Genomic DNA, 1,266 nt, shown 5'->3' with positions numbered 1-1,266 from the left:
CCAGCGCATGGTCCAGCGTTTGCGTCCGGTGCCGGTCGGGTCCAGGCTCATGACGGCCAGGTAGACGCATTTGAGGGCGGCCTGGTCGGTGGGGAAGTGCCCTCGGGCCCGGACGGCCTTGCGGATCCGCGCGTTGATGCTCTCGATCGCGTTGGTGGTGCAGACGATCTTGCGGATCTCCACGTCGAACCGGAGGAAGGGCACGAACTCCGCCCAGGCAGACTCCCAGAGCCGGACGATCGCCGGGTACTTCCCGCCCCAGGCGTCGGTGAACTCCACGAACCGCTCCAGGGCGGCTTCCTCGGTCGGCGCGGTGTAGACGGGCCTGAGCGCCTTCGCGATCTTCTCCCAGTCCTGGCGGGCCGCGTAACGGAAGCTGTTCCGCAGCAGGTGAACGACACAGGTCTGGACGATCGTCGCAGGCCAGACGGTGTTCACGGCGTCCGGGAGCCCGGTCAGGCCGTCACAGACCAGCATCAGGACGTCGGCCGCGCCACGGTTCTTGATCTCGGTCAGGACCTGGAGCCAGTACTTTGCGCCCTCCCCGCCATCGCCGATCCACAGGCCCAGGATGTCCCGGTGCCCCTCGGCGGTGACCGCCACCGCCATGTAGACAGGACGGTTGGCGACCTGCCCGTCCCTGACCTTCACGTTCACACCGTCGATGAAGACGACCGGGTAGACGCTGTCCAGGGGACGGTTCTGCCATTCCGTCATGCCGGCCATCACGCTGTCGGTGATCGTGGAGATCGTGGACTTGGAGATCTCCGCGCCATACACCTCGGCGAGGTACGCGGAGATCTCCCCATGCGTCAGCCCCTTCGCCGACAACGACAGGACCATCTCGTCCACCCCGCCCAGACGCCGCTGACGCTTCTTGACCAGCTGCGGCTCGAACGACCCTGCCCGGTCCCGCGGCACAGCGATCTCAACCGGCCCCGACTCGGTGATCACCGTCTTGGAACGGTGCCCGTTGCGGTAGTTCTCCCGGCCGCCCTCGGCCCGCTCACCGGGCTCATGCCCCAGACGATCAGTGAGCTCGCCCTCCAGCGCGGACTCCAGCATTCGCTTGGTCAGCTGCTGCAGCAGGCCGCCCTCCCCGGTGAGCTTCACCCCACCGGCCTGAGCCCGGGCCATCAACTCGGCGACCAGCCCGTCGTCCACGGCGCCACTCACAGCGGCCTTCCCGGCCTCGGTGTCACTCGTCACGTCAGTCATCAACTGTCGCTTCCAGCTCGGGAGTTACACCGCTCACCGTACAGACCC

At 67.3% G+C, this 1,266-nt stretch carries 1 protein-coding gene; it reads right to left on the bottom strand.

Going from position 1 to position 1,266, the window contains the following annotated elements:
- A partial coding sequence (locus G3I77_RS40560) for an IS256 family transposase (protein ID WP_374388729.1) occupies positions 1-1,137 on the bottom strand: 1,137 nt, incomplete at its 3' end.
- Between the last annotated feature and the right edge of the window lie 129 nt (positions 1,138-1,266).

The organism is Streptomyces sp. D2-8 (assembly GCF_023184515.1).
GTDB lineage: Bacteria > Actinomycetota > Actinomycetes > Streptomycetales > Streptomycetaceae > Streptomyces.
This window is presented reverse-complemented; position numbering and strand designations above follow the sequence as displayed.